Origin of the sequence: Massilia sp. KIM, from assembly GCF_002007115.1 — a bacterium.
Taxonomy (GTDB): Bacteria; Pseudomonadota; Gammaproteobacteria; order Burkholderiales; family Burkholderiaceae_D; genus Telluria.
In genome coordinates, this window is sequence record NZ_MVAD01000002.1 from 316,120 (window position 1) to 337,726 (window position 21,607).

Here is a 21,607-nt window from a genome sequence, read left to right on the forward strand (position 1 = left end):
CCCAGGAGAGCTCATGGAGTTCCGCTTCAAGGCAGGCAAGCTTCCCATGCTGGTGTCGATGCCCCACGTGGGCACCGACATTCCCGACGAGGTGGCGGCGCGGCTCGCGCCCTGCGCGCAGGCGCGCGCCGACACCGACTGGCACCTGCCCGAACTCTACGGCTTCCTCGAGGAGATGGGCGTGTCGGTGCTGAGCGCGCGCTGGTCGCGCTACCTGATCGACCTCAACCGCCCGCCCGAGAACACCAACCTGTATCCGGGCATGAGCACCACCGGCCTGTGCCCGGTCGACACCTTCGGCGACGAAAAGCTCTACCAGCCGGGCATGGAGCCCGACGAAGCGGAAGTCCGGCAGCGCCTGGAGCGCTACTGGCGCCCCTACCACGAACAGCTCCAGTCCGAACTGGCGCGCCTGAAAGCCGAGCATGGCCGCGTGGTGCTGTGGGACGCGCATTCCATCGCCTCGGTGGTGCCGCGCTTCTTCGAGGGCAAGCTGCCCGACCTGAACTTCGGCACCGCCGACGGCAAGTCCTGCGACCCCGGCCTCGAGCAGGCGGTGGTGGGCGTGGCGCGCGCCCAGGACCGCTTCAGCATCGCCGTCAACGGCCGCTTCAAGGGCGGCCACATCACCCGCCACTACGGCCAGCCGGGGCAGGGCGTGCATGCGATCCAGCTCGAGATGTGCCAGTGCCTGTACATGAACGAGCAGCCGCCCTTCGACTACCGGCCCGAGGTGGCGGCCGAGGTCCAGCCCCTACTGCGCGACATGATCCGGGCCGCCAGCGACTGGGTGCGCGCATGAGGGCCCTGTTCGCGCGCCACGCGCTGCTGCCCGAAGGCTGGCGGCGCGACGTCGTCATCGAGTGGGACATCCACGGCGACCTCACCGGCGTCCATCCCGATTCGCACCCGCCGCTCAACGTGGCGCGCGCCGACTACGTGCTGCCCGGGATGGTCAACCTGCATTCGCACGCCTTCCAGCGCGCCCTGGGCGGGCTGACCGAGCGCGCCGGCGACGGCCCGGACAGCTTCTGGACCTGGCGCGACCTGATGTACCGCTTCGCCGCCAGCATCACGCCCGAACAGATCGAGGCCATCGCCGCCCAGCTCTACGTGGAATGCCTGCGCCACGGCTATACCTCGGTGTGCGAATTCCACTACCTGCAGCGCGCCCCGGGCGGCCAGGCCTATGCCCGGGTGGCCGAGACGGCCGAGCGGGTGGCCGCCGGCGCCCATGAAGCCGGCATGGGCTTGAGCCTGCTGCCGGTGCTCTACAGCCACGCCGGCTTCGGCGCACAGCCCCTGAAACCCGGCCAGGAGCGCTTTCGCACCGGCGTCGACGAGGTCCTCGGCATCGTCGAGGCCTTGGCGCCGCTGCGCGGCGGGCAGTTTGAAGCCGGCGCCGCGCCGCATTCGCTGCGCGCGGCCGGCATCGACCAGATCCGCGCGCTGGCCGCCGGCCTGCCGCAGGCGCGGCCGCTGCACATCCACATCGCCGAGCAGCAGGCCGAGGTCGAGCAATGCCTGGCGCATACCGGACGGCGTCCGGTCGCATACCTGATGGACGAGATCGCCGTCGGTGCGCGCTGGTGTCTCGTGCATGCAACCCACCTGGTCGAGAGCGAAGTACAATCGCTGGCAGGCAGCGGCGCCGTGGCCGGGCTGTGCCCGACCACCGAGGCCAACCTGGGCGACGGGCTGTTCCCGCTCGAGCCCTACCTGGCGGCGGGCGGCGTGTTCGGCGTGGGCAGCGACAGCCACGTCTCGCAAAGCCCGGTCGAGGAATTGCGCTGGCTGGAATACGGCCAGCGCCTCCAGCACCAGCGCCGCAACATCGCGGTCGGCGGCGCGCAGCGCGAGGTCGGTGACTTCCTGTGGCAGGCCGCGCTGCGCGGCGGCGCCCAGGCTGCCGGGCGGCGCGTCGGCGCGCTCGAAGCCGGCCGCCGCGCCGATCTCCTGGTGCTGGACGGCAGCCATCCGAACCTGGACGGCGTGCTGGATGCGGAAGTGCTGGGGCGCTTCCTGTTTTGCGGTAACGACAATCTGGTGCGCGACGTGCTGTGCGGCGGGCGCTGGGTGGTCCAGGGCGGGCGCCACATGGCCCAGGATGCGATCGCGCAGCGCTATCGCCAGGCAGTCAAACAGTTGCGGGAGGGGAGCCAATGACCGTCTTGATTCCGTTTGCAGGTTTGTCGCCGGTGCCGTGGAAGAACGGCGGCGGCAGCACCATCGAAATCGCGATCGGCCCGCCGGACGCGGACTTCGAGGACTTCGACTGGCGCGTCAGCCTGGCTACCATCGCCGAGGATGGCGCCTTTTCCCAGTTCCCCGGCGTAGACCGCACCCTGGCCCTGGTCGACGGCCACGGCATGACCCTGCAGATCGACGGCGAACCGAGCCTCATCAGCGAGGCCGAGCCGGTCGCCCAGTTCGACGGCAGCTCGGAAGTCTTCGCGAAACTCAGCCGCGGCGTGACCACCGACTTCAACGTGATGACGCGCAGCGAGCGCTGCTACCACCAGTTCGGCCGCCGCCGCCTGAGCGGGCAGTCGCGCTTCGTCACCCGCGCCGACGTGACGGTGCTGTTCCTGGCCGAAGGCGACAGCCTGGAGCTGAGCAACGACGAGGAGCGCATCGGCATGGTGCGCTACGACGCCGTGGTGCTCGACCCTGACGCCACCTGGGAGCTGGAGGCGGGGCAGGCCACCATCTACATCGTCGACATCTACTACCACTCGGACGAAGACGAGGAACACTATGAGTGAGGCGGCGCCGGCCGACCTGCTGTTCACCAACGTGCGCCTGGCCACCATGACGGAAGGCTACGGCGAGCTGCAGGACGCCGCGCTGGCGGTGAAGGACGGGCGCATCGCCTGGCTCGGTCCGCGCGCCCAGGCGCCGCGCGCGGCGCGCGAGCACGATTGCGGCGGGGCCTGGATGACGCCCGGCCTGGTGGACTGCCACACCCACATCGTCCACGCGGGAAACCGCAGCGACGAATGGGAGGCGCGCCTGAACGGCGCCAGCTACGAGGACATCGCGCGCCGGGGCGGGGGCATCATGTCCACCGTGCGCGCGACCCGCGCGGCCAGCGTCGAGCAGCTGGTCGAGGCCAGCCTGCCGCGCGTGCGCGCGTTGCTGGCCGAGGGCGTGTCCACGCTCGAGATCAAGTCCGGCTACGGGCTGGAGCTGGAGGCCGAGGCGCGCATGCTGCGCGCCGCGCGCCGCATCGGCGAACTGCTGGGCGTGCGCGTCAAGACCACCTTCCTGGGCGCGCACGCGCTGCCGCCCGAATTCGCCGGCCGCGCCGACGACTACGTGGACGAACTGTGCCAGCACATGCTGCCGGCCCTGGCGCGCGAAGGCCTGGTCGACGCGGTGGACGCCTTCTGCGAAAGGATCGGCTTCACCAACGCCCAGACCGGGCGCGTGTTCGCCGCGGCGCGCGCGCTCGGCCTGCCGGTCAAGCTGCATGCCGAGCAGCTCTCGGACCAGCAGGGCGCGGCCCTGGTGGCGCGCCATGGCGGGCTGTCGGCCGACCACCTCGAATACCTGACGCCGGAAGGCGTGGCCGCGATGGCGGCGGCGGGCACGGTGGCGGTGCTGCTGCCGGGAGCCTACTACTTCCTGCGCGAGAGCACCCCGCCGCCGGTGGCGGCGCTGCGCGAAGCGGGCGTGCCGATGGCGGTGTCCACCGATTGCAATCCGGGCACCTCGCCCATGACTTCCCTGTTGCTGGCCATGAACATGGCCTGCACCCTGTGGCGCCTGACGCCACAGGAGGCGCTGCTCGGAACCACCAAGCATGCGGCGCGCGCCCTCGGCCTGCAGGGCGAGATCGGCACCCTGGAAGCAGGCAAGCAGGCCGACCTGGCCCTGTGGGACATCGCGCGCCCGGCCGATCTGGCCTATGCCATCGGCTTCAATCCCTGCAAGGCGGTCTTCAAGGCCGGCGTTTAAGGAAACGCGCGGCGTACGCGCGCCGCGTTTCACTCCTGCCACACCCGCGCTTACTGATTGACAATGCTCAAAGCGGTGTTTTCCGCGTGGGTAATGATTACCTAAACGGTAGTCGTAACTTCAGTAACCAAATGTAAGGTTTAATGGATCGTTAAGAATGCCTGACTATAGTGCATTCATGTGATTCCCATCTCCCCTCCCCATTTTGCCAAAAATGGGTTCGCCCACGGCGCCAAAGGCCCGTGGGTTTTTCTTTGTGCGTGCTTGTCGCGATGCTCGTTCAGCGGCGCTCGGCCAGCGCGGCCAAGCTGTCGCCGGTGACGCGGCAGATGCGCCAGTCGGGCATGACGTCCGCGCCCATCGCCTTGTAGAACTGGATCGCCGGCTCGTTCCAGTCCAGCACCGACCATTCGAAACGGCCGCACCCGCGCTCGACGGCGATCTGGGCCAGGCGCTTGAGCATCCGGGTGCCATAGCCCTTGCCGCGGTGGACCTGGCGCACGTACAGGTCTTCCAGGTAGAGGCCTTTCTTCGTCAGGAAGGTCGAGAAGTTATGGAAGTAGAGGGCGAAGGCCACCACCTCGCCGTTCTCCTCGCCGACGATGGCTTCGCAGGCCGGACGCGCGCCGAACAGGCCCTCGTGCAGCAGGGCTTCGGTGGCGACCACCAAGTGTTCGAGTTTCTCGAACACGGCCAGTTCCAGGATCATGCCGTGGATGTGGGCGACGTCCTGGGGCTGGGCGGGACGGATGGAGAAGTCGGGAGTGCTCATGGGGTTTCGAGTGCGTTGTTCAGGTTTGCGGATTGCACCGGTTTGACTGCGGGTGCGCGCAGGGCCCAGGCCACGCTGGCCAGGCACAGGACCATGCCGATAAATTCGATCGGGCCCGGACGATAGCCTTCGAGCTGGATCGAGAGCAGCACCGACAGCACCGGCGTGATCACGCCGATGTACACGGCCTTGGACGGGCCGATGCGGCTGATCAGGGTGAAGTAGGCGAAGAAGGCGACCACGGAACCGAACACCGACAGGTAGACGAGTCCCATCCAGTAGCTCGGCGCGGTGGGCAGCACGAAGGCTTCGCCGTTGAGCAGCGACCACAGGGCCACCATCGCGGCGCCCCACAGCATCGACCAGGCCATGGTCAGCGGCAGGTTGGCGCTTTGTTCCTTGACCTTGTTGACCACGATGCTGCCGGCCGAGCTGGCGAGGGTCGCGGCCAGGGCCAGCACCACGCCGGCGATGAATTCGCCGCCGCCGCCGGTTTGCAGGTCCTGCCAGGCGTCCACGATCGAGCGCCAGAACAGCAGGGCCACGCCGGCCGTGGCGACCACGCCGCACACCAGGGTGCGGCGGCTGATCGGGGTGCCGAAGAAGACGCGGCTCCACATTGGGGTCCAGAACACCATTAGGGCGAACATCACCGCCACCAGGCCGGAGACCACGTGCAGCTCGGCCTCGTAGGTGCAGACATAGGAAATGCCGAAGGTCAGGAAGCCTTGCAAGGCCATCCAGCTTTGGGTGCGCCAGGGCAGCAGCAGGCGCTCGCGGCGCGCCAGGCAGATCGCGAACAGCACGGCGGCGGCGAGGAAGAAGCGGTAGGCCACCGACACCGAAGGGGCGGCATGGCCCAGTTGCAAGGTGATGGCCCAGAAGGTCGAGCCCCAGATCAGCGAGGCGACGGTGAAGAGAACGGAAGAAGGCATCGCGGGAGTATACGTGCTGGGCGACGGCCCCGCTCGCATCAATGTGATGCATATGCTGCGCGGATGTATCAACCGCGCAACATTTCTGAAGCGTTAATACGCGAGACGCATGCGGCGGTACAGGAAGCTCAGCACGAACAGCGGCCCGATGAGCAGGAAGCGCAGGTCGTCGAAGAAGGAGGGCTTCTTGCCTTCGATCTTGTGGCCGATGAACTGGCCGATCCAGGCCACCACGAAGACCGCGATCGACACCGGCAGCACGGTCATTTCCGGCAGCGCGGCCAATATTGCCAGCATGAGCACGCTCATCGCCCCCATGCCGAGGGCGAAGGGGCGCGACAGCTTGAGGTAATAGTAGAGCGAGCCCAGCACCACCAGCAGGGCCACCACCGGGTGGATGGCCCACAGGATGCCGAGCAGGCTGAACACGATCGCCGGGATGCACACGAAGTGGATCAGCTCGTTGGTCTGGTTCTGGTGGCTCTCCGCATACTTGGCCAGCAGGATGTCGATGTCGCGCGGGCGCGAGGCATGTTCCATGGACGTCTCCGGTAGGTATTGTTATGCGCCCGATTCTACACCCGCGCATGCGCGCCTTGTTCGATCGGCCTGCTTCGTTCAGGCCTGTTCGCCCAGCCTGAAGGCGTCCGGCGGCAGCGGCGGCGGGTTCAGGGCGCTGTCGGCCGGCTGCAGGCGCAGGTGGGGATTGTTCGCGAACAGCTCGGACACCCATTCCACGAACACCCGCACCTTGGCCGACAAGTGGCGGTTCTGCGGATACACCACGTGGATCGGCAGCGGGTCGGAACGCCAGTCCGGCAGCAGGCGCACCAGGCGCCCGGTGGCCAGGTACTGGGTCAGCAGGTAGTCGGTCATGTTGATGATGCCCAGGCCCGACAGCCCGGCCTGCACGTAGGCGTTGGAATCGTTGAGCGCGATCACGCCCGGCAGGGCCAGCTCGATGCGCTCGCCGTTGCGGTTGAATTCCCAGTTGTAGACCTTGCCCGTCTTAGAAGAGAAGTAATTCACGCAGCGGTGGCGTTCCAGCTCGTGCGGATGCTGGGGCAGGCCGTAGCGCTCGACGTAGGCGGGCGAGGCGCAGGTGACGAAGTTCACCACGCCGACCCGGCGCGCGATCAGGTTGGGATCGTAAAGCTCGCCCCCGCGCACGGCGCAGTCCACGCCTTCCTCGACCAGGTCGACCGGGCGGTCGGTGCTGCCCAGTTCCATCGTGATGTCGGGGTAGCGCTCGAAGAACTGGGGCAGGGCCGGCAGCAAGATCTCCGACGACAGGCCGGTGGGCGCATCGACCCGCAGGCGGCCGCTCGGGCTCAGGCGGTGGCGCGACAGCGATTCCTCGGCGTCGCGCACGTCCGACAGGATACGCACGCAGCGCTCATAATAGGCGGCGCCGTCGGAGGTGACGGTGACCTGGCGCGTCGTGCGGTGCAGCAGCTTGGCCGAGAGCGTGGTTTCCAGCGACTGGATCAGGGTCGACACCGTGGCCTTGGGCAGTTGCAGGGCGTCGGCGGCCTTGGTGAAGCTGCCGCAATCGACCACCTGCACGAAGACTTCCATCGCCTGCAGCTTGTTCATGTTTCCCTCCTTCCAAGACCCGGATATGACGGTTTCGCGTCATTGTTCAACAATCCGAACAATCAATTCGACATTGCCATCTTTATCCGATTGTAGATGAAGTCTATAGTGTGTGCATCGCAACAAATAAATTCTTGCAAGACCACAGGACAACGGAGCTGGACATGAGCATTCGGGACGGAATCTTTACCACGGTCGCAGTCGCCATCAGCGGCGTCGCGCTGGCGGGCCTGCTGGGCACCGACGCCTATTCGAGCGCCGCGGGCGCCGAGGCGCGCGGCTTCCATGCGCTGGCTGCGCAGGTGAAGATGGTCTGCGGCGAATGCGAGGAGGCCAAGGATGGCCTCGCCCGGCTTGACGCTCAAGAGGCCGGCCAATGAACGCAGCGCCGGCCTCCCCGGATGTGAAGGTGCGCGAGCTGGAAGTCGGCGGCGCCGGCGGACCGCTCAGCGCCCGCCTGTACGCCGCCGGCCCGGCCGCCAAGCGCGACATGCTGGTGGTGTTCTTCCACGGCGGCGGCTTCACCGGCGGCGACCTGGAGGAAGCGGACGACTTCCTGCGCGGCCTGGCCGAGAGCGACCACCAGCCGCTGGTGCTGGCCTCGCGCTACACGCTGGCGACCGTGAAGCCCTTCCCGGCGGCGGTCGAGGACGCCCATGCGGTGCTGAAGTGGTCCAAGAAGAACAAGACCAAGCTTGGCTGGACCGGCAAGCTGCTCGTGGTGTCCGGCATCGAAGCCGGCGCCAACCTGGCCGCGGTGTGCGGGCTGATGTCGCGCGATCGCGGCGGCCCGACGCTGGCAGGGCAGCTCTTGATCATGCCCATGCTCGACCCGGGGCTCAGCACCGGCTCGATGCGCCAGATGACCCACTGCCTGGAGCGCGAGAAGGTCACGGCCGTCTGCGCCCAGGCCTACCGCGGCTACCTGCCGAACGCCGCCGACCGTGCCCACCCGTACGCGTCGCCGCTGCAGTCGAGCCGCCTGAAGAACCTGCCGCCGGCGCTGATCCTCTCGGCCGAGGACGACCCGCTGCGTGACGAAGCCGAGCAATACGGCGCAAAACTGATCAACGCAGGTGTGCGCACCACGGTGCGCCGCCTGCCTCCGGCTCAACTGACCGACCCCAACGCGCGCAACGAGTGCGCGTGCCGGCTGCACGCGATGTCCGAAATCGACGTGTTCCTGTCCGGCCTGGAAGGCCAGGGGGAGTAGCGCCAGGGGCGCACATCCGGCGGGCCAGGGGCCCGCAATCCAGATTGTTGTATCGGGCTGCCTTACCGAGAGTCGGGCAGGGGGACCGCTTTACCCGCAGTAGCGCGGAAGCGGAAGTATCACTGAAGGGAGAGACGCCATGAACAAGCACGCAGCACGCCGCCGGCGCGGGTCCTGACGGGACCACCGGGAACGGCGCCGGTATGAGGGAAATATACCCTCGTATGATAGGCAGCCCTGGTCCAGGGCCCTAGACTGGCCGCCGATCCCTCCTGACTCCAACCAATGAATGTTTCGACCGTGCCGTGGGCACGGAGGGGCTTCTTTTTGCCTGCGTTTTTGCGAACGCAGCTCGCGCGCAGAAACGCGGCAGGCTTTTTGTCTTCAATAAGAAAGGTTAATCATGAATAGCCAACAACGATGGACGGGCAAGGTTCGAATGATGGTGGCCGCGCTGGCGGTCGCCGGTCTGGCGGGCGCCGCACTCACCGGCTGCGCCGACGCCAACAGCAATGACGCGCCGGCGGCGCCCCCGGCGCCTCCGGTGTCGGCCGCGGTGGTGCTGGAAAAGCCGGTGCTGGAAACCCAGGAATTCTCGGGCCGCCTGGAGGCGATCGAGGTGGTCGAGATCCGCCCGCGCGTGTCGGGGTACATCACCGCCGTCAACTTCAAGCCGGGCGCCGAAGTGAAGAAGGGCGACGTGCTGTTCGTGATCGACCCGCGTCCTTACCAGGCCGAAGCCGACCGCGCCGGCGCCGCCGCCAACGCGGCGCGCGCCCGCGCCGACCTGGCGCGCCTGGAACTGCAGCGCGCCGAGCGCCTGCTGGCCGACAAGGCCATCGCCCAGCGCGAATTCGACGAGCGCGCGGCCAGCCAGAAGGAACTGGACGCCAGCGCCCGCGCCGCCCAGGCCCAGTACGAAGCCGCCAAACTCAATCTCTCCTACACCCGCGTGCTGTCGCCGATCGACGGCCGCGTGTCGAAGGCCGAGATCACCCTCGGCAACCTGGTCGACGCCTCGGCGGTGCTGACCTCGGTCGTCTCGCTGGACCGCATCTACGCCAGCTTCGACGGCGACGAAGACACCTACCTGCGCGTCAGCCGCCGCGCCCACGCCGGCCAGCCGGTCGAAGTGAAGGTCGGCCTGGCCAACGAAGAAGGCTTCCCGCACGCCGGCAAGCTCGAATTCGTCGACAACCAGCTCGACAGCCGCAGCGGCAGCGTGCGCATGCGCGCCACCTTCGCCAACAGCGACCGTTCCCTGGCCCCCGGCCTGTTCGCCCGCGTGCAGATCGCCGGCGGCGAGCCGCGTCCGCAGATCCTGGTGAACGACCGCGCCGTCGGCACCGACCAGGACCGCAAGTTCGTGTTCGTGGTCGGCAAGGACAACAAGGCCGAATACCGTCCGGTCAAGCTCGGCCCGACCATCGACGGCCTGCGCATCGTGCGCGAAGGCCTGAAACCGGGCGAGAAGATCGTCGTCAACGGCCTGCAGCGCGTGCGCCCGGGCGCCCCGATCGCCCCGCAGGTGGTCCCGATGACCTCGACCGCAAGCGCCGCCAAGGACACCAAGCTGGCCATGGCCGACGCGGGCGCCAAGGAGTAATCCATGAACTTCCCTAAATTCTTTGTCGACAAGCCGATCTTCGCGGCGGTGCTATCGGTGCTCATCTTCGTCGGCGGCCTGATCTCGATCTTCCTGCTGCCGGTGTCGGAGTATCCGGAAGTGGTGCCGCCGTCGGTGGTCGTGCGCGCCCAGTATCCGGGCGCGAACCCGAAAGTGATCGCCGAGACCGTGGCCACGCCGCTCGAAGAGCAGATCAACGGCGTCGAGAACATGCTCTACATGTCCTCGCAAAACACCTCGGACGGCGCGCTGGCCCTGACCGTGACCTTCAAGATCGGCACCGACGTCGAGCAGGCCGAGACCGCGGTGCAGAACCGCGTCCAGCGCGCCCTGCCGCGCCTGCCGGAAGAGGTGCGTCAGATCGGCGTGACCACGGTGAAGGCTTCGCCCAACCTGACCATGGTGGTGCACCTGAATTCGCCGGACGGCCGCTATGACGACCTGTACCTGCGCAACTACGCGGTGCTGAACGTGAAGGACCAGCTGGCCCGCCTGAAGGGCATGGGCGAAGTCCAGCTGTTCGGCTCGGGCGACTACGCGATGCGCGTCTGGCTCGACCCGCAGAAGGTGGCTGCGCGCAACCTGACCGCCGGCGACGTGGTGGCCGCGATCCGCGAGCAGAACGTCCAGGTGGCGGCCGGCGTGGTCGGGCAGGGCCCGGCCAAGGACGCCGACTTCCAGCTGACCCTGAACACCCAGGGCCGCCTGCAGAGCGTCGAGCAGTTCGGCGACATCGTCCTCAAGACCAACGAGGATGGCGGCGTCACCCTGCTGAAGGACGTGGCGCGCCTCGAGCTGGGCTCGAGCTCCTACGCCCTGCGCTCGCTGCTGAACAACAAGTCGGCGGTGGCCATCCCTGTGTTCGCCTCGCCCGGCGCCAACGAGCTGCAACTGTCCTCGGACGTGCGCGCCAAGATGGTCGAGCTGGCGAAAGATTTCCCGGAAGGCGTCGAATACAGCATTGTGTACGACCCGACCCAATTCGTGCGTGAGTCGATCGACTCCGTGATCCACACCCTGCTCGAAGCGGTGGTGCTGGTGGCTCTTGTGGTGATCGTCTTCCTCCAGACCTGGCGCGCCTCGATCATCCCGCTGCTGGCCGTCCCGGTCTCGGTGGTGGGCACCTTCGCCGTGATGCTGGCCTTCGGCTTCTCGATCAACACCCTGTCGCTGTTCGGACTGGTGCTGGCGATCGGCATCGTGGTCGACGACGCCATCGTGGTGGTGGAGAACGTCGAGCGCAACATCAGCAACGGCCTGGCCCCGCGTGAAGCGACCATCCAGGCGATGAAGGAAGTCTCGGGCCCGATCATCGCGATCGCCTTGGTGCTGTGCGCCGTGTTCGTGCCGATCGCCTTCGTCTCGGGCCTGACCGGCCAGTTCTACCGCCAGTTCGCCCTGACCATCGCGATCTCGACCGTGATCTCGGCCTTCGCCTCGCTGACCCTGGCTCCGGCCCTGTCGGCCTCGATCCTGCAGCCGCACGGCGCGCCCAAGGATCGCCTGACCCGCATGATCGACGCCGTGTTCGGCCGCTTCTTCGCCGCCTTCAACCGCTTCTTCGGCCGCTCGTCGGAAAAATACGAAGGCGGCGTGAAGAGCGTCCTGCGCCGCAAGACCGCCTCGGTCGGCGTCTACCTGGTGCTCGCCGTGGCCGGCATCTTCATGTTCAAGGCCGTGCCGCCGGGCTTCGTGCCGCAGCAGGACAAGGCCTACCTGATCGGCTTCGCCCAGCTGCCCGACGCCGCCTCGCTCGACCGCACCGAGGCCGTGATCCGCAAGATGTCGGACATCGCCAAGGAAATCCCGGGCGTGGAATCCTCGATCGCCTTCCCTGGCCTGTCGATCAACGGCTTCACCAACGCGCCGAACGCCGGCATCGTGTTCACCAGCCTGAAGCCCTTCGACGAGCGCACCGGCAAGGAAACCAGCGCCGAGGCCATCGCGGCCGAGATCAACAAGCGCATGGGCGCCATCGAAGACGCCTTCGTGCTGGTGCTGTCGCCCCCGCCGGTCAACGGCCTGGGCACCACCGGCGGCTTCAAGATGATGATCGAAGACCGCGGCAACGTCGGCTACGACGAGCTGTACAAGGCGGTGCAGGCGCTCCAGCAGAAGGCCTGGCAGACCCCGGAACTGGCGGGCGTGTTCTCGAGCTACCAGATCAACGTGCCGCAGCTGTTCGCCGACATCGACCGCGTGAAAGCCAAGCAGCTGGGCGTGCCGCTGGCCGCGATCAACCAGACCCTGCAGATCAACCTGGGTTCGCTGTACGTGAACGACTTCAACCAGTTCGGCCGCACCTACCAGGTGCGCGTGCAGGCCGACGCGCCGTTCCGCTCGCACCGCGAGCAGATCGAGCAGCTCAAGGTCCGCAACGACAAGGGCGAGATGATCCCGCTGTCCTCGCTCATGCGCATCAAGGACACCTATGGTCCTGACCGCGTGCAGCGCTACAACGGCTACGTCGCCGCCGAGATCAACGGCGGTCCGGCCCCGGGCGTGTCCTCGGGCCAGGCCCAGGCCGCGATGGAGAAGCTGGCCAAGGAAATCCTGCCGAAGGGCGTGAGCTATGAGTGGACCGAGCTGACCTACCAGGACATCATCGCCGGCAACACCATGCTCTACGTGTTCCCGCTGTGCGTGCTGCTGGTGTTCCTGGTGCTGGCCGCCCAGTACGAAAGCTGGACCCTGCCGCTGTCGGTGATCCTGATCGTGCCGATGTCGATCCTGTGCGCCCTGATCGGCGTGAAGCTCTCGGGTGGCGACAACAACATCTTCACCCAGATCGCCCTGTTCGTGCTGGTCGGTTTGGCCTCGAAGAATGCGATCCTGATCGTGGAATTCGCCCGCGAGCTGGAAGACCACGGACGTGGCGTGATCGACGCCGCGCTGGAAGCTTCCCGCCTGCGTCTGCGTCCGATCCTGATGACCTCGATCGCCTTCATCGCCGGCGTGATCCCGCTGGTGTTCTCGAGCGGCGCGGGTTCGGAGATGCGCCACGCCATCGGTATCGCCGTGTTCTCGGGCATGCTGGGGGTGACCTTCTTCGGCCTGTTCCTGACCCCGCTGTTCTACGTGCTGCTGCGCCTGCTGGCGAAGCGTTTCGAAAAACCGGCCACCACCCACGTGGCGGCGCATGGCACGGAAGGAGTGCATTGAGATGAAGACCATGATTGCAAGGGGCGTGGCCCCGCTGCTGGCGGCCCTGCTGCTGACGGCCTGCGCCACCCCGGAATTCAAGCAGCCCAAGATCGAGACCCCGACCGCCTTTCGCGAGTCGCAGGCCCCGAGCGCGACCTCGGAAGTCGCGGGGCCGGAAGGCTCGCGCTGGAAGCCGGCCCAGCCGGCCGAGCAGCAGCCGCGCGGCCAGTGGTGGTTGGCCTTTAACGATCCGGCGCTGACCGCCCTGATCGAGGAAGCGACCGCCAATAACGCCAACCTGTCGGTGGCCGCGGCCCGCGTCAAGCAGGCCCGCGCCATCGCGGGTATCGCCAACGCCGACCGCCTGCCCCAGGTGGGCGTGGGCGTCGGCGCCCAGCGCGCACGGCCTTCGGCGCTCGAAGCGAACCTGCCGCCGGGCACGCCGACCCAGGGCCAGACCAGCTACAACGCCAGCCTCACGGCGAGCTGGGAGATCGACCTGTTCGGCCGCCTGTCGGCCGGCGTGTCGGCCGCCCGCGGCGACGCGGCGGCCACCGAGGCCAACTACCGCTCGGTGCTGCTCTCGCTCCAGGCCGACGTCGCGCAGACCTACTTCCGCCTGCGCGCCCTCGATGCCGAGCTGGATACCGTAGGCCAGACCGTGCGCCTGCGCGAGGAAAGCGTGAAGGTCACACAGCGCCGCTTCGACCTGGGCGACATCGGCGAGTTCGACCTGTCCCGTGCCCGCACCGAACTGTCGACCGCGCGCGCCGAAGCCATCGGCCTGCAGCGCCAGCGCGCCACCACCGAGCACCAGCTCGCGGTGCTGCTGGGTAAACCGGCGGCCAATTACGTGGCCGGCCCCAGCCCGCTGCTGGACGGCGCCCTGATGCCGACCATCCCGGCCGGCATGCCGTCCTCGCTGCTGGAGCGTCGTCCCGACATCGTGGCGGCCCAGCGCACGATGGAAGCCTCGAACGCCCGCATCGGCGTGGCGCGCGGCGCCATGTTCCCGGCCCTGACCCTGAACGCCGCCGGCGGCGGCGTGGCCGGCAGCTTCGCCGACGTGTTCAAGTGGAGCAGCCGTTCGTGGGTGGCCGGCGCGCTGCTGTCGATGCCCCTGATCGACGGTGGCCGCAACCGCAACAACGTGATCCGCAGCGAAGCCGCGCTCGAGGAATCGGTGGGCATTTATCGCCAGAGCGTGCTGAACGCCTTCGCCGAAGTGGAAGACAACCTGGCCGGCCTGCGCATCCTGGCGGGGCAGGGCGAGCAGATCGACGCCGCCCTGGTGTCGGCGCGCCGCTCGGCCGACCTTGCGCAGAAGCTCTACGACGCCGGCCGTTCCAGCTACCTGGAGCTGCTGGACGCCCAGCGCAATCTGGCGGCGGTCGAGCGCACCGCGGTGCAACTGCGCGGCAACCGCGCCGTCACCACCGTGGCGCTGATCCGCGCCCTCGGCGGCGGCTGGGATGCCGCCGCGCCGGAAGGCAGGACCGTGGCCCAGAACTGATCGGAACGATTATCTCCCCGTGGCATTAGTTTGCCCTTGGCGGCGGAGCGCGCAAGCGCCCGCCGCCTTTTTTTGAGTGCAGCCAACATCGTTGTGTCGTCAGTTAGGGCATAGGGCGTTTGGTTAATCTAATCGGTCCGCCCTACCTTGTATCACCTACGCATTATCTCCTCGAAGCATGAATGCGAAAGCCTCTTGCATCGCCGAAACCGTGAGATGGAAGTAAATATTCCAATCTTGTCAGCGCCCCTCCTTTCCATCGCGCAAGAATTGTGCTAGCTTAGATAAGCGTCGATTATTTCAGTGCCCTGCGCAAACCGCCCGAATCTAGATGTTAATTAAACTAACTTTCGCGACCCTCATGCACATCAAATGAGTTTTTTGTTCTCTGCCGAAATAGCTGATACAAATTGGGGATGTTCGTTTTCCGAACTAGATGTAGCCACGACTCACCCGCAGATAAAAATTTGCTTTGTGAGGGTGAGTGATCTAGTTGCCTTTGCAAATGAGCTGATTCATCTTGTCCATGACAACTCGTGGATGGCGAAGTTAGATAAGGGTGTACAGAGACAGTACGACTTCACGGTCAAAGAAACTGCAGCTATTTTGATCGATATTTTTCGACATACGGTGGGGGTCGGAAAAATTGCGGCTGACTTTGGCGAGCTTATGGTATCGGTTGGTTCGGCACGTGCACTGGAGAAGGTGCTAGGCCACATTAAGGTGCCACTCGCAGAGCTCTGGAAGCCACAAGCAAAACAGAATGAAGGATTTGATTTTCATACGACGTGTACAGGGGATCTGATCAATTTTGGTGAGGCAAAGTACTCGGCAAAAAGCAATCCGCATGGTTTAGCTATAACACAGGTGGGAGAGTTTCTCGCAGCGGAAAAGCACTTGCGCGACCGAGCTCATTTGGTCAACTTAGTAAATCCTGTTTCGATTGATAATCTCGATCAGGATCGCTTTGGTGTTGTCGCGGCCTTTTCGGTGAATTCAAGTAATCCGATCCAAATTCTGAAGAATGCGGCTCAATCGGCTGAAAATCTTATGAAAAATAAAAAGCTGAGTGGTCTTTATCTTGTTGGAGTCGCTGACGAATGTTGAGTGACATCCCTTCCATTGCAATTTCGGAAACGCCCTACGAAGATCTTTCGCGCATACTTCAGGTTCTACACCGTGACGGTCCTGCGCATCCCAGTATTCTTGAGAATCTGGCGTTGTATAAGGAATTTCATCCTGCAGAGTTTAGTGAGCTCGAAGAGGAAATCGTTTCTGCCGTCGGACTGTTTTACAAAATTAAGCATCCAGCTACACTGTATTCGCTATTCATGTCTGCAATTGGGGAGCAAAACAAGCGGGTTTATGGACAATACCTAACGCCAGTGCAAGCGAGTGTGAGAAGAGCAGTTGACGAGAATCAGTTTATTTCTATTTCTGCACCTACTAGTGCGGGAAAATCATATTCGATTCGCGACTTTATCGCCGAGCAAACCGGCGACGCTGTTATTATTGTTCCGTCTCGAGCTTTAATTGCCGAGTATATAAACTCAATCAAGCTCCGTTTTGCTGGCGAAAAAAATGTTATGATTTCGCCATTTGTTGATAGGATTTTCACAAGTCGAAGCTTACGCCGTATATTTATTTTGACCCCTGAAAGGGCGAGAGAACTTTTTCATTTAAATTCGCAGCTGGATATACAGGTATTTTTCTTCGACGAAGCTCAAGTATCCGAGGAGAAGGCCAGGGGACTGATATTTGACGTGTTAGTAAGGAGGATTAAGAAAAACTTTCCACATGCGAAGCTGATTTTTGCTCATCCATTTGTGGATAACCCCGACGCGCAGTTTAAAAAACATGGAATCCCGGACAAGGGAAGTTACGCGCGCTCGTACACACATGGTGCTGTCGGGAAAATTAGTGTCTTTCGTCATAACAATGGACGTGATTACTATTTCACTCCACATATCGAAAAGGGCCATTTGTTAAAGAAATGTCTAGAATTCCCCGGGAACTTCGAGACCTTTGCTTTCAGCGGGCAGAATTCGGTTTTGGTTTTCGTCTCTAAGGCCTCTATTTACGATGATAGTTTTATAGCGAGTTTCGATAGTCATATCTCGCAATTTCCTAATTTGGAGAGTCCAGAAGCGATAGAAATTATCGATGCCGTTGGAGGGATACTGGGCGCGGACGAGGCTGAGCACAGATCGAGATTAGTTGGGCTTTTGCGAAAGGGAGTTGTGGTTCACCACGGCTCGGTGCCCTTAGAAGTTAGATTCCTGCTTGAAGATTTTATACGCAAAAAATTCGCTCGAATTTGCTTTGCGACAAGTACCCTCGCTCAGGGAATCAACATGCCTTTTGATGTTGTGTGGTTACAAAGTATGCGAATTGTTGGTGAGACGGAAAAGGATCGTTCTCTGTCTTTTAAAAATCTCATTGGCCGTGCTGGACGATTGTCAGGTGACCTGAAGTTCGATTACGGTTACGTCTATACGCGAAATCCTGACCTGTACAGCAAACGCGTAAATGATCCATATGCCCTTAGCAACTCTTCTATTATCGACTCGCCGCATACAGATGGGACCTCGCCGGACACGGAGGAGTTGATCGACGCTATAAAGAATGATGATTTTAACGAGGATTTAAATCTGCCAACCAGCAAGGTGAAAAGACTATCAAGTCCGGAAATATTGAGTGCATGCAAGAGAATCCTCGATCTCATGTATCGAGACGGTAGTCTTCGTGAGAATTTGTCCGGCGAAGAAAACAAAGTTGTGCGGGATGAACTGCACATTTTGTTTAAGCGGATATTTGAGGCTTCAATAAATCGACCTCTCCTGTTGGGGGAGGATGCGGTTTTTAATAATGCCATAATGATCTTCCTGTTGGCGATCGGCGGGCGAGCGTTTCGCGAGATTGCAGGCATTAGATATAGTTATATTTCCAGGCGTGATGGCGGGAGGAGAGGGCAAGCTGCCTTCTCTCAGCCGGCAAGCAAGTTGCCCGATAGTACGTTAACTAAACCTTACCCGCTTTTTAGAGATGTGTTAGCGAAAGACGTAAGTTATGATGCTGTAGTGTTTGATACATATGATTATATTGATCAGGTTATCTCTTTTTCATTGTCCGATGTATTTGCGGCATCCTTTAAATTGTATGGTCTGGTGTCCGCAGACCACAGGTTCGAAAAAATGATTGAGCTCCTCAGATTCGGCACAAATAACGTAATGCATATGTTATTGATGAGATACGGCTTCTCTCCTGAGGTAATTTCGCAAATTACCGAGTACATTCAGTTTGTGAACGAGAAGGATATAGTCTTCAAAGACTCAATAGAGTCAGCGCCTGAACATATTCGAAAGATGGTGGCTTGGTATTTGCCTTGAACGGTAGAGCCGCGGAAACGCTTTAGAACTCCTCTTCTGATTTGCGTGATCACGCGGCAATACACGAATCCGCTTCAGAAACTGATTGTGCTGGTTCTCGCCTGTTTATGTTGATACGGGTCGGGCCGCATGGCTCCACGGTGCGCATTCATACTGCATTTTCTCGACACTGCGTCATATGTTGCGTAGGGGTACTTCGTCCACTTAGCAGACCAATCCTGGCTTGCCCCCGCCGTTATATTAAGCAGGATTTGAGTCGTGTCCCAAATTGAACGCTTGTTGTCTACTGCTTCAACATATTGCATTGTGGGAACCCTTGGTCTTCGATCGTAAGGCCGCCTCAACCCGACGAGCGCGAGCTAGCATTCGACTTCTTCAAGCGAATGCGCAAGCTGCTCCGGTCACTGAAAACGATCGCTTAAATGGCTAGGCATTCGACAAGTTGACGGCTGAGTCGAGATGCATGGGTACCGCACTGTCAACGGTCATGTCGTTGACGGTTGAGCCGGCCCGGTCGTGACGCCGCCAATCCTGACGACGTGCAGCAGAGCCCCCATGCCAGTGCCGGCAACCTGTACCGGCATCAATGCTATTCCACCCCGTTTTTTATTGCGCAGCGGACTTGGCCTCGGGTAGGCGGTAGCTCAAATTGGGGCGCAGACGTAGCACTTCGTTATCGACCTTGTCGACCACGCCGTGCAGGGTGAAGGGCGTGCCCAGGGTGGCGGCGGCGCCGAAGCTGGGGAGGGCGCGCATCAGCAGGTATTGCGGCGCCTGGCCGCCGGCCTGCAGGCGGTACCAGGTGTGGCGCGCGGAGCGGTCGCGCTGGCGCGTCACGGCCTGCTCGAAGGCCTGCTCCTTGCCCGGGCGGATGTGGTAGGTGCTCAGGGCGAGGAAGGGCGAGGCGTCGGGCAGGGGCGCGCCGCTGCTCATGCCGTCCATCCGTTGAAACATCCCGTGGCTGAGGAAGTCGGCGTAGGGCGCCACGTTATGGTTGTTGTCCGCCGCGTCCGCCGCCGGCTGGACGGCCTTGTCGAAGGCCGCGGCCGGGTGGCCGAAGGTGCCGTCCATGAACTGGTTGAGGCGGTTGCCCAGCACGAAGGTCCAGCCGTACCAGGTCCACGGGTCCTTGGCTTCCTGATGCCAGCGCAGGTGGCGCTCATAACCTTTTTCAAAGTTCTCGACCTGGCCGGGCTTGGGCTGGATCACGACCATGCGGGCGTAGGACGGCGCCGGCTGGGCCAAGGCGGGGGCGCAGCACAGCAGGGACAGGGCGGCGGCAAGAATCTTCATGGGTCTCCTCGCAGATATCGGTGCAGAAATTATAGTGCGCCGCGCTCATCCGTACTTCGCCGCCAGCTTTTCGCCTTGGTAGCAAAACTACATATTGTTTGTTGAATTCTGTTGACACAAAATTGTTAACTGAACAGAATCCATCCGTTGCAGTCGCGGTCTCTGGTGTGATTGGTAGTCAAATTACCTTTCCTATCCAAGTGGACTGAAGGCAACGCCATGCTGTTCTGCTGATTTGTCGGTCGATTTTTCAATCAACGCGCAACAATCGGAGGAGACATGAAGAAAAAAACAGGCATCGTCGCCATGCTTGCCGCAACTACCCTGGCCCTGGCCCAGGCCACCCCGGCCAGCGCCGCCACCCCCGCCGCCCAGGCGGGCAACAGCCAGGCGGTCCTGCTGCAGGGCTTCCACTGGAATTCTGCGAACTACAGCAATCCCAACTGGTACAACACCCTGCTCGGCAACGTCGCCGACCTGAAGAGCATGGGCTTCACCCACGTCTGGTTCCCGCCGCCTTCCGACTCGGCGGCGGCGGAAGGCTATCTGCCGCGCCAGCTGAACAACCTGAACTCGCGCTACGGCAGCTCGGCCGAGCTGACCAACGTGGTGCGCGCCTTCACCAACAACGGCATCAAGGCGGTGGCCGACATCGTCGTCAACCACCGCGTGGGCACCACCGGCTGGTCCGACCTGACCAATCCGAACTGGACCACCTGGGCCATCGTCAACAACGACGAGTGCAACTGCGGACTGGGCAATCCGGACACCGGCGACGGCTTCAGCGCAGCGCGCGACATCGACCACCGCAACGTGGGCGAGGTCCAGAACGGCATCACCACCTGGCTCAACTCCACCCTGAAACCGGTCGGCTTCAGCGGCCTGCGCTTCGATTACGTGAAGGGTTTCGGCGCCGGCTATGCGGGCCAGTACGCGAACGCCTTCGGCGCCGAGTTTTGCGTGGGCGAGCTGTGGACGGACCTGAACCTGAACGACGTCAACCCGCACCGCCAGGCCATCATGAACTGGATTAACGGCACCGGGAACAGCTGCGGCGCGTTCGACTTCACCACCAAGGGCCTGCTCAACGACGCCCTCGCCAACGGCAATTACTGGCGCCTGCGCGGCTCCGACGGCAAGCCCCAGGGCGCGGTCGGCTGGTGGCCGGCGATGTCGGTGACCTTCGTCGACAACCACGACACCGGCCCCTCGGAAAGCTGCGGCTCGGGCCAGAACCACTGGCCAGTGCCCTGCGGCGCGGTGATGCAGGGCTATGCCTACATCCTCAGCCACCCCGGCGTGCCGACCGTGTATTACCCGCACATCTACAACTGGAACCTGAAGGCATCGATCAGCGCGCTGATGGCTGCGCGCCGGGCGGCGGGCGTGCATTCGACCTCCCCGGTGGCGATCCAGCAGGCGACCCAGGGCCTGTACGCGGCCATCATCAGCGGCAACACGCGCCAGCTCGCCATGAAGATCGGGCCGAACAGCTGGAGCCCGGGAGCCGGCTGGACCTTGCAGACCTCGGGCAGCAATTACGCGGTCTGGATCAAGTAAGGCAGGACAGGGGAGGGAGGCGCGGGCGGAAACGCGGGCCGCGCCGGACGCCGCTACAATGCGGCCATGCCGACCGCTACGTCTCCCACCCTGACCGGGCTGGCGCCCATCATCGATGCCGAAGTGCGCATCCTCGTGCTGGGCAGCTTTCCCGGAGCGGCCTCGCTCGCCGCGCAGCAGTACTACGCCCATCCGCGCAACCAGTTCTGGCGCCTGATCTCCGCCGTGCTTGGCGAAGACCTGACGTCGCTTTCGTATCCAGAACGGCTGCCGCGCCTGCTGGCCCACCACGTCGGCCTGTGGGACGTGCTGGCCGCCTGCGAGCGCGAAGGCAGCCTCGATTCGGCGATCCGCAAGCCGGCCGCCAATGACTTCGAGCGCCTGCGCGCGCTGTGCCCCCGGCTGGAGACGGTCGGTTTCAACGGCCAGGCCTCGGGCAAGTTCGCCCCGCAGTTCGCCGCGCACGGCTACCGCACGGTGGTGTTGCCATCGAGTTCGCCGGCGCATATGGCGCTGAGCTTCGAGCAGAAGCTGGCGGTCTGGCGGCAGCTCGCCGAAGCGGATGGCGGCGAGGATGTTCTTCCCCAGCAGCGCCTGTTCTGAGC

General features: G+C 63.5%; 18 protein-coding genes. 13 read left to right on the forward strand and 5 right to left on the reverse strand.

Annotation, left to right across the window (positions count from 1 at the left end; all coding sequences use genetic code 11):
• Nucleotides 1-13 precede the first annotated feature (13 nt).
• From hutG to hutI, 4 genes are read left to right on the forward strand one after another with little or no spacing between them, the layout of a single operon-like run.
• Nucleotides 14-802: an N-formylglutamate deformylase gene (gene hutG, locus B0920_RS16145; RefSeq protein ID WP_078033686.1), complete on the forward strand. Its 789-nt coding sequence runs from the start codon at nucleotides 14-16 to the stop codon at nucleotides 800-802.
• Nucleotides 799-2,166 carry a formimidoylglutamate deiminase gene (locus B0920_RS16150; RefSeq protein WP_078033687.1) on the forward strand — a complete coding sequence of 456 codons (1,368 nt, stop codon included), beginning with the start codon at nucleotides 799-801 and terminating at the stop codon, nucleotides 2,164-2,166. Before hutG ends, B0920_RS16150 begins: the two co-directional genes overlap by 4 nt.
• Nucleotides 2,163-2,765 carry a HutD family protein gene (locus B0920_RS16155; RefSeq protein ID WP_078033688.1) on the forward strand — a complete coding sequence of 201 codons (603 nt, stop codon included), beginning with the start codon at nucleotides 2,163-2,165 and terminating at the stop codon, nucleotides 2,763-2,765. The genes B0920_RS16150 and B0920_RS16155 overlap by 4 nt, the downstream gene beginning before the upstream one ends.
• Nucleotides 2,758-3,960, forward strand: a complete 1,203-nt coding sequence (hutI, locus tag B0920_RS16160) for an imidazolonepropionase (protein WP_078033689.1) — start codon at nucleotides 2,758-2,760, stop codon at nucleotides 3,958-3,960. Before B0920_RS16155 ends, hutI begins: the two co-directional genes overlap by 8 nt.
• Before the next feature lie 280 nt (nucleotides 3,961-4,240).
• Here hutI and B0920_RS16165 read toward each other — a convergent pair whose 3' ends face one another.
• The 4 genes from B0920_RS16165 to B0920_RS16180 all read right to left on the reverse strand — a co-directional run bounded on the left by B0920_RS16165 (nucleotide 4,241) and on the right by B0920_RS16180 (nucleotide 7,263).
• Nucleotides 4,241-4,732 carry a GNAT family N-acetyltransferase gene (locus B0920_RS16165; RefSeq protein WP_078033690.1) on the reverse strand — a complete coding sequence of 164 codons (492 nt, stop codon included), beginning with the start codon at nucleotides 4,730-4,732 and terminating at the stop codon, nucleotides 4,241-4,243.
• Nucleotides 4,729-5,667: a DMT family transporter gene (locus B0920_RS16170; protein ID WP_078033691.1), complete on the reverse strand. Its 939-nt coding sequence runs from the start codon at nucleotides 5,665-5,667 to the stop codon at nucleotides 4,729-4,731. Before B0920_RS16170 ends, B0920_RS16165 begins: the two co-directional genes overlap by 4 nt.
• 93 nt (nucleotides 5,668-5,760) lie before the next feature.
• On the reverse strand, nucleotides 5,761-6,207 hold the full coding sequence (locus B0920_RS16175; RefSeq protein ID WP_078033692.1) for a DUF962 domain-containing protein: 447 nt from the start codon (nucleotides 6,205-6,207) through the stop codon (nucleotides 5,761-5,763).
• Nucleotides 6,208-6,285: 78 nt separating this feature from the next.
• On the reverse strand, nucleotides 6,286-7,263 hold the full coding sequence (locus B0920_RS16180) for a LysR family transcriptional regulator (RefSeq protein ID WP_078033693.1): 978 nt from the start codon (nucleotides 7,261-7,263) through the stop codon (nucleotides 6,286-6,288).
• A 164-nt stretch (nucleotides 7,264-7,427) separates the two neighbouring features.
• Between B0920_RS16180 and B0920_RS16185 the strand changes: the two genes are divergently transcribed.
• From B0920_RS16185 to B0920_RS16215, 7 genes are all read left to right on the forward strand, one after another.
• Nucleotides 7,428-7,643 (forward strand): hypothetical protein, encoded by a 216-nt coding sequence (locus B0920_RS16185; RefSeq protein WP_078033694.1) that lies wholly within the window; start codon nucleotides 7,428-7,430, stop codon nucleotides 7,641-7,643.
• Nucleotides 7,640-8,476, forward strand: a complete 837-nt coding sequence (locus B0920_RS16190; protein ID WP_078033695.1) for an alpha/beta hydrolase — start codon at nucleotides 7,640-7,642, stop codon at nucleotides 8,474-8,476. Before B0920_RS16185 ends, B0920_RS16190 begins: the two co-directional genes overlap by 4 nt.
• A gap of 403 nt (nucleotides 8,477-8,879) precedes the next feature.
• Nucleotides 8,880-10,082, forward strand: a complete 1,203-nt coding sequence (locus tag B0920_RS16195) for an efflux RND transporter periplasmic adaptor subunit (RefSeq protein WP_078033696.1) — start codon at nucleotides 8,880-8,882, stop codon at nucleotides 10,080-10,082.
• Nucleotides 10,083-10,085: 3 nt separating this feature from the next.
• A complete protein-coding gene (locus B0920_RS16200) occupies nucleotides 10,086-13,265 on the forward strand; it encodes an efflux RND transporter permease subunit (protein ID WP_078033697.1) in 3,180 nt (1,059 codons plus the stop codon).
• A 1-nt stretch (nucleotide 13,266) separates the two neighbouring features.
• Nucleotides 13,267-14,760, forward strand: a complete 1,494-nt coding sequence (locus B0920_RS16205; RefSeq protein WP_078033698.1) for an efflux transporter outer membrane subunit — start codon at nucleotides 13,267-13,269, stop codon at nucleotides 14,758-14,760.
• A gap of 372 nt (nucleotides 14,761-15,132) precedes the next feature.
• On the forward strand, nucleotides 15,133-15,867 hold the full coding sequence (locus tag B0920_RS16210; RefSeq protein ID WP_078033699.1) for a hypothetical protein: 735 nt from the start codon (nucleotides 15,133-15,135) through the stop codon (nucleotides 15,865-15,867).
• Nucleotides 15,861-18,149 carry a DEAD/DEAH box helicase gene (locus B0920_RS16215; RefSeq protein ID WP_078033700.1) on the forward strand — a complete coding sequence of 763 codons (2,289 nt, stop codon included), beginning with the start codon at nucleotides 15,861-15,863 and terminating at the stop codon, nucleotides 18,147-18,149. The genes B0920_RS16210 and B0920_RS16215 overlap by 7 nt, the downstream gene beginning before the upstream one ends.
• Nucleotides 18,150-18,755: 606 nt before the next feature.
• On the opposite strand, the gene B0920_RS16220 is transcribed toward B0920_RS16215, so the two are convergent.
• Nucleotides 18,756-19,442 (reverse strand): hypothetical protein, encoded by a 687-nt coding sequence (locus tag B0920_RS16220; RefSeq protein ID WP_078033701.1) that lies wholly within the window; start codon nucleotides 19,440-19,442, stop codon nucleotides 18,756-18,758.
• Between the two features lie 279 nt (nucleotides 19,443-19,721).
• On the opposite strand from B0920_RS16220, the gene B0920_RS16225 reads away from it, so the two are divergent.
• Both B0920_RS16225 and B0920_RS16230 read left to right on the forward strand, forming a co-directional pair.
• Nucleotides 19,722-21,002 (forward strand): glucan 1,4-alpha-maltotetraohydrolase domain-containing protein, encoded by a 1,281-nt coding sequence (locus tag B0920_RS16225; protein ID WP_078033702.1) that lies wholly within the window; start codon nucleotides 19,722-19,724, stop codon nucleotides 21,000-21,002.
• Nucleotides 21,003-21,068: 66 nt separating this feature from the next.
• A complete protein-coding gene (locus B0920_RS16230; protein ID WP_078033703.1) occupies nucleotides 21,069-21,605 on the forward strand; it encodes a DNA-deoxyinosine glycosylase in 537 nt (178 codons plus the stop codon).
• Nucleotides 21,606-21,607 lie beyond the last annotated feature (2 nt).